Here is a 6,831-nt window from a genome sequence, read left to right as displayed (position 1 = left end):
CGCGGCCAGCTTGGCCTGGCGGGCGGCACGCGCCGTCGCGGTGTCCCGGGCGGACAGGCGGCCGGCGCGCAGTGCCTCGGCCTCCAGCGCGGCGGCGCGGCGCTGCTCCGCGGCGGTGCCGGCCTGCAGCTGGAGCCAGGAGAGGAAGGAGTCCGGGTCGGCCCGGTCCGGGGCAGCGGCGGTGTCGAGCTCCAGCGTTGCCGTTTCGGATTCCGCCTGGGCGAGGAGGAGCTCGAGCTGATTATTGAGGCTGGCGACCTCGGCGCGGGCGGCCTGGGCCTTCCGGCCGAGTTCCTGCTCCACGGCCTCGAAACGCTGGGTGCCGAAGAGGCTCTGCAGCAGCTCGAGGCGGTCGGCGGCTTTGGAGCGCAGGAAGGCGGCGAAGTCGCCCTGCGGGAGCATCACAACGCGGGTGAACTGGTCCCGGTTCATGCCCAGGACGTCGGTGATCTCCGCGCCGGCTTCGTCGTTGCGGCCGGACTTTTCGATCCATTCGCCGTCGACGCGTTCGCGGAGCAAGGTATTGGCCTGCTGCACGGTGAACCCGTTCCGGCCCCGGGCGCTGGGTTTGTCCCAGGCGGGGGAACGGGAGACTTCGAAGTGCCGCCCGCGGGCGGAGAACTCGCACGTGACGCGGGGCTCGGCCGCGGCCTCGGCGTGGTCGCTGCGCAGCCGTTTGCCGTCCTGGCGCTCCCCGGGCACGGAACCGTAGAGCGCGAAGCAGATGGCGTCCAGGACGCTGGTCTTGCCGGCCCCCGTGGGACCGTTCAGCAGGAACAGCCCGTGGGCGCTCAGCCGGTCAAAATCGATGTGTTCGGTGGCGGCGAAAGGTCCGAAAGCGGAAATCTCGAGACGGTGGATCCTCACAGCGAAATTCCTTCCAGACGCACGGATTCCAGGGCTTCGGCGAGCACCGTCGCCTCGCCGTCGTCGGCCGCCCGGCCACGGACGTGTTCCAGGAAACCGCAGCAGACGGACAGGTCGTCCTCGGCCTCGGCAAGCCTGCTGCTGTAGCTGGTTTTGGCGGCGGCGCCGGCACCTTCCGGGTCGAACCCCAGCACCAGGGTGTCGGGGAACCGCAAGCGCAGCCGTTCCATCGCCTGCGCCGGGCGCTGGGCGTCGGTCAGGGTGACCTGGCAGTATGCGGATTCGGCCCAGGCGTGGTCCTTGGCCGTGAGCAGTTCCTCCAGTTTGCCGCGCAGCACGGCCAGGGTCCGGGGCGCCGCCCAGAGCACCTCGCGGATTTCCCCGATGCCGGCCGCATCGACCTCCACGAGCCAGCTGCCTTTTTTGTGCTGCGCCTCGGAGAAGGAATACGCGAGCGGCGAACCGGAGTAGCGGACGGCGGGAGAGAGTTCCTGCCGGCCGTGCAGGTGCCCCAGCGCCGTGTAGCCGAAGCCGTCGAAGAGGTCCAGCGGGACGGCGCCGACGCCGCCGATGCTGAGGTCCCGTTCGCTGTCTGAACTGATGCCGCCGCTGGCGAAGGTGTGGGCGAGCACCACGGAATGGACGGTCCGGGTTCCGGCCCGGGCCGCGAGGTCGGCGCGGATCCGGGCGGTGGCGGCCCGGGTCACCTCGAAGTGGCTGGCGGTGTCGACGCCGAGCTGTTCGGACACGAGCCGCGGTTCCAGCCAGGGAATGCCGTAGACGGCGAGCACCGGTCCGGCGTCCGGATCAGCGGCGTCGAGCGGAAACAGCACCGGTTGGTCCAGTTCGGTGAGCCGGGTGCGCAGGTGCACTCCCCCGCGCTCCAGCAGCCGGGAGGCGAAGCCGAGCCGGATGGCTGAGTCATGGTTGCCGCTGGTCAGCACGACCTGGGCGCCGGCGCCGGTCAGACCCACCAGGGCGTCGTCGAGCAGGCGGACGACGTCGACTCCGGGCAGGGCGCGGTCGTAGACGTCGCCGGCGATCAGGACGACGTCGATTGCCTCGTCGCGGACGAAGGTGACGAGCTGGTCGATGAACCCGCGCTGGGCATCAAGCATCCCGACGCCGTGGAACGACCGGCCCAGATGCCAGTCCGAAGTGTGCAATAACCGCATGTTCCTACGGTATCGGCTGGCACCGACAGGATTGCGCCACCGCACCGGGACCGGTGCGGGGTGCGGATCATTCGCCGCGCTTGTCGAAGAAGTCGCGGGCCTCGTCGTCGCCGGCATCGCGGGCCTGGCCGGCATTGCGGGCCCGGCCGGCCGTGTCGCCTGCCGTGCGGCCTGCGGGTGCCGCCGTGGCTGCCGTGCCCGCCGGCGTCACGGCCACCTCCTTGAGCTCGGGCACGCCGGACTCGGCCAGGAGGGCGTCGTCCTCGTCCACCGCATCAGCCGTGTCCGCTGTGCCAGCCGTGCCCGGCGCCGGAACCGCAGCCGGCGCCGACAGGGCGAAGCCGCGGAACACCAGTCCTGCCAGGGCCGCGCCCACCAGCGGGGCAACCCAAAAGAGCCACAGCTGCCCGAGCGCGTCGGGGCTGCTGAAGAGCGCCGACGCCGTGGCGCGGGCCGGGTTGAAGGGCGTGTTGCCGGGCGCCTGGCCGAACTGCAGGAGCACGGCCATGGTCAGGCCGACGGCGAACGGCGCCGCGAGCCGCGACGGGTTCCGGGCCGACGTGGTGCCCAGATAGACGGCCACCAGCAGGGCGGCGCCGAGCACCTCGATCAGCAGCACCCCGACCAGCGGGACCTGGATGATCGAATTCTCACCGAACCCGGCAGTCACCGTGTCAAAGGCGGTCCTCGTGTCGGCGATGTTGGGCACGGTACGCAGGAGCGCGAAGAGCGTCACCCCGGCGAGCAGTGCGCCCGCCAGCTGCGCGCCCACGTACGCCGCGGCGGCGGCGGGCCGGAGGCGGCCCGCAATGGCGATTCCCGCCGTCACCGCGGGATTGAAGTGCCCGCCGGAGAGGTACCCGAACGCCAGCATCGCGGCGGTCAGCGCCAGTCCCGCGGCCAGTGCGGCGGAGAGCGGGTTCGACTGCGGGATGGTGAACAGCGGAACGCCCAGGCCGGCGACCACCACGAAGAAGGTCCCGAAGGCCTCGGCGGACAGCCGTGCCCACAGCCCGGGACGGGCCGGGTCGGAGGTGGCGGCCGGCCGGTCGGGTGACGCGGGGGCTGACGCAGGCGTGATCATGTGCGGGAATTCCTTTGCTTGGGGTCAGCGAGCAGTCTGTCAGCGGAGTCTGGACGTTGGCTGGAACCGGGCTCAGCGTCCCAGCGCAATCGCGGCGACGGCAGTGCCGCCCAGCACAACGACGCCGGCGGCGGCCCAGCGCATGAGGGAGGGCGGCGGCGCGTAGGAGGAGTGCCGGAGTTGCCGTGCCCGGGCCAGGACACAAAGGCAGAGCACCGCAGTGGCCACCACCGCCGCCAGGGCACAGACCCCCAGATAGTCGGTGGTTCCCGCCCCTGCCCAGGTGGCGGGGCCGGGGGCGGGCGCGGATGCCGCCACCGCCCAGCTGCGCCAAATCAGCACGTCGGCCGCGAAGAGCGCCAGCAGCGTCCGGCTCCAGGACAGGGAGGTCCGCTCCGGCTGCAGCCCGGGGTCCCGGACGGCCGCGCCACTCACCGTGCCACCAGGAGCAGCACGGCCAGGATGAACGCCGCGGCCGCCACTCCAACGGTCATCACGAGCATCACCCCGGAGAACGGCAACTCGCGGTCGTTGCGCATGGCCTCTTCCATCTGCCCCCAGCGGCGGTAGGCCACGACGGCCAGGAGGGCACCGATGAACGCCAGCGCAACACAGATGGCGATCCGGAGCGGGCCGGGAGCGATATCCGGGAACAGCTGGTCGATGCCAAGGGCCCCCACGATCAGGGCCAGCGATGTCCTGATCCAGGCGAGGAACGTCGTTTCGTTGGCGAGCGAGAACCGGTAATCGGGGGTGGATCCGGTCTTACGCCATGCTGGTTCGCGCATTGGTCGCCTGCTGTTCCGGTGTGGACTTGTTGCACCGAAGCCGCCATGGGTCCGGGGTAAAATTCTAAGTCATGAGCAACGAGCCCGTCACTACTCCCGCGCTGTCCCCAGCCCCGTCGCACGCCTCCCGGATCCACGGGTGCCTGCTGGGCGGCGCGCTGGGTGATTCGCTGGGGTACGCGGTCGAATTCGACGACATCTCCACCATCCGCGGGAGGTTCGGCCCGGACGGGCTGCGTGACTTTTCCGCGCTCGACGGCGGGAGCCACTTTTCGGACGACACGCAGCTCACGCTTTACACCGTGGACGGGCTGCTGGAGGCGCTGGAGTGGGCCAACTCGGGCGTGGCCGCGGACACGAACGCGTGCCTGTGGCTGGCGTACCTGCGCTGGCTCGCCACCCAGGATGTTCCGGTCCCGGAGGCGGCGCCGTTCCAGCCGCCCCGCTGGATCGATTCCCACGGCGTCCTCAAGCATCGCCGCGCCCCGGGCAACGCCTGCCTGAGCGGACTGGCCACCGGAGCGATGGGAACGTTCTTCCGGCCGGTCAACCCGGACTCCAAGGGATGCGGCACGGTGATGCGCTCTGCCCCGTTTGGCCTCATTCCCTACATCGCCGCCGACGCCATCTACAAGCTCAGCGCCGACGCGGCCTCGCTCACCCACGGGCACCCCGCGGCCCGGCAGAGCGCGGGGATCTTCAGCCTCGTCATCCATGCCCTGACCGCCGGGCAGGGCCTGCGCGAGGCAGCGGACTACGCCCTCGGGCAGCTGGACGCCAGCCACCTGCGCAAGGGTGAGGAACCCGACCCCGCTGTTGTCGCAAGGCTGGAGGCCGCCGTCCGGCTTGGCACCGCCGGCGTCGTGCTGGAGCCCGAGGACCTGGTCCGCGAGCTTGGCGAAGGGTGGGTGGCGGAGGAGGCACTCGCCTTCGCGCTGTACGCGGTCCTGGCCACCGAGCCGGGTCCGACGGCGGCTGCCGGGCACCCGGAGGCCCACTTCCGCGCGGCCGTCGCCGTCGCGGTGAACCACAGCGGCGACAGCGACTCCACGGCCTCGATGGCCGGCAACATCCTGGGCACGTTCTACGGGGAGGACTGCCTTCCCGCGCAGTGGCTACAAGCGCTGGAGGCCCCGGAGGTCATCAGGGGCATGGCGTCGCGGCTGGCGGCGGTCACCGGCGCCTGACCCGCAATGGACCCGCCCGCCGGTGCGCGGGCGGGGCGGCCCCGGCGCTCAGGGGCGGCGGAGCGAGATGTTGTTGCAGGCCTCGCACACGTCATCGGGGATCAGCCCGCGGCGCTGCAGGAAGCCGAAGATGGCGCAGCCGAGGCAGAAGCCCGCGAACGCTTCCAGCGATGCCGCGACAATCAGGACCGTGAGCAGGATCCAGGCGGCCGGCGCCTGGCCCGCGGCCAGCAGCAGGGCGGCCGCGGTGGACACGGCGGCGCCGATGCCCTGGGCGAAGCGCTTCGGCGGGCCCGGGACCAGCCGGGTCTTCCCCAGCCGCGGCGTCAAAACCTTCACGGACAGCAGGGCTAGCGGTGAGATCCGCGGGCCGAACAGGACGCGCAGCCAGAACCCCGCGGCGATGACGGCCAGTAACCAGCCGAAGCCGGTCAGCAGCGTCACCACCGACAGCAGCACCACGAGCCCGGCAGTGATGCGGGCCGCATACTCATTGACCGGGTTCGGAAACGCGAAGACCGTCCGCCAGCTGATTTCATCCCGGGCAGGCGCGGGTGCCGGAGGTGCCGGGGTCAGTTTGCTCATCGTCCAAGGCTAGGAGCCGGCCCGCCCCGGGCGGAATGATTGTTGCGCAGTATGACCCCGGGAGCCCTCGGCCGGCAGGGTCAGGCAATCGCCGCGGAAGCGACGTGGCCGCCCACCATCTGCAGGAACTCGCCCTCTGAGAGGACCTCGATTCGCTGGCCCCGCTCGTGCAGCTCCAGCACGCGCCGGGCCTTGCCGGTGAGGCGGCCGGAGCGCAGGTCGGCGGCCACGAACCCGTCCCCCACCACCAGCACGGTGGTGCGGGCCGTGACCCGGCTCTCCGGCCTGGCGCCGAGCTCGGCGGAACGGTTCTTCGCCTCGGGACGGGGGATGGCGAGTTCGCCGGTGAACACCACGGTCTGGCCAAACAACGGGTGGCCGGGCTCGGCGACTGCGTTCGGCAGCGGGTTGGCACCCTCTTCCGGCCAGCCGGGCTGGTAGGCGCGGACCGGAGCCGCCGAGGCCGGTCCGCCGGCGAGTGCATCCAGGGCTGACTGGCTGGCCTTGGAGAGCGGGTCGCGCAGCGGATCGAACGCCGGCTGGCGGGACACTGCCAGCCCCAGGGACAGGAACAGCTCCGCGATGCTGCCGGCACCGTTGCGCGCGGCAATGTCGATCAGGATCCCGGCGCAGGCCCGCGCGTCCTCGGCGGCGTCGTGGTGGTTGACCAGCGGAACTCCGGCCTCCTCGGCCGCGTAGGGCAGGGAATTGGACACCAGGGAGTAGCAGCGGCGGGAGAGCATCACCGTGCAGACGTAGTCATAAGCCGGGCCGGCAAGTCCGGAGACCTCCAGGCCGGAGCGGATCACACCGAGGTCGAAGGCGGCATTGTGGGCTGCGAGCACGTCGCCGCCGATGAAGGCGCCGATCTCCGGAAAGAACTCACCGAAGCGCGGCAGCCCGGCCACCTGTTCAGGCCTGATGCCGTGGATCCGGACGTTGTGGTGGTCGAAGCGGTCGTGGTTTTCCGGCGGCCGCATCAGCCAGGAGGCCTCCTCGACCACCACACCGCCGCGCACCTTGCTCAGGCCAACAGCGCACGGTGAACCGCGGAAGCCGTTCGCGGTCTCAAAGTCGATCGCCGTAAAGTCCAAACCCACGCTCCAACATTACTGCCGGATTCCGGCCGGCCCGCACCGCCCGCG

General features: G+C 71.2%; 8 protein-coding genes. 1 reads left to right on the top strand and 7 read right to left on the bottom strand.

Features of this window, described 5'->3' with window-relative positions; all coding sequences use genetic code 11:
* The 5 genes from ACZYZ5_RS17575 to ACZYZ5_RS17555 form a co-directional block, all read right to left on the bottom strand.
* Positions 1-867: AAA family ATPase (locus tag ACZYZ5_RS17575; RefSeq protein WP_463903458.1), on the bottom strand; the 867-nt coding region annotated here is incomplete at its 3' end.
* Positions 864-2,042 (bottom strand): exonuclease SbcCD subunit D, encoded by a 1,179-nt coding sequence (locus ACZYZ5_RS17570; protein WP_463903457.1) that lies wholly within the window; start codon positions 2,040-2,042, stop codon positions 864-866. The genes ACZYZ5_RS17570 and ACZYZ5_RS17575, both read right to left, overlap by 4 nt.
* Positions 2,043-2,109: 67 nt before the next feature.
* A complete protein-coding gene (locus ACZYZ5_RS17565) occupies positions 2,110-3,126 on the bottom strand; it encodes an MIP/aquaporin family protein (protein WP_463903455.1) in 1,017 nt (338 codons plus the stop codon).
* Between the two features lie 72 nt (positions 3,127-3,198).
* On the bottom strand, positions 3,199-3,561 hold the full coding sequence (locus ACZYZ5_RS17560) for a DUF202 domain-containing protein (RefSeq protein ID WP_463903453.1): 363 nt from the start codon (positions 3,559-3,561) through the stop codon (positions 3,199-3,201).
* Positions 3,558-3,914 (bottom strand): YidH family protein, encoded by a 357-nt coding sequence (locus ACZYZ5_RS17555; protein WP_463903451.1) that lies wholly within the window; start codon positions 3,912-3,914, stop codon positions 3,558-3,560. The genes ACZYZ5_RS17560 and ACZYZ5_RS17555 overlap by 4 nt, the downstream gene beginning before the upstream one ends.
* Before the next feature lie 71 nt (positions 3,915-3,985).
* Here ACZYZ5_RS17555 and ACZYZ5_RS17550 point away from each other — a divergent pair, with 71 nt between their 5' ends.
* Positions 3,986-5,101: an ADP-ribosylglycohydrolase family protein gene (locus ACZYZ5_RS17550; protein WP_463903450.1), complete on the top strand. Its 1,116-nt coding sequence runs from the start codon at positions 3,986-3,988 to the stop codon at positions 5,099-5,101.
* 48 nt (positions 5,102-5,149) lie between these two features.
* On the opposite strand, the gene ACZYZ5_RS17545 is transcribed toward ACZYZ5_RS17550, so the two are convergent.
* Both ACZYZ5_RS17545 and ACZYZ5_RS17540 read right to left on the bottom strand, forming a co-directional pair.
* On the bottom strand, positions 5,150-5,686 hold the full coding sequence (locus tag ACZYZ5_RS17545; protein WP_463903449.1) for a DUF4395 domain-containing protein: 537 nt from the start codon (positions 5,684-5,686) through the stop codon (positions 5,150-5,152).
* A gap of 80 nt (positions 5,687-5,766) precedes the next feature.
* Entirely contained in the window at positions 5,767-6,786 is a 1,020-nt protein-coding gene (locus tag ACZYZ5_RS17540) for a 3'-5' exonuclease (RefSeq protein ID WP_463903448.1), read from the bottom strand.
* Positions 6,787-6,831: the final 45 nt, after the last annotated feature.

This window comes from Pseudarthrobacter ribosi, from assembly GCF_055412865.1.
This window is presented reverse-complemented; position numbering and strand designations above follow the sequence as displayed.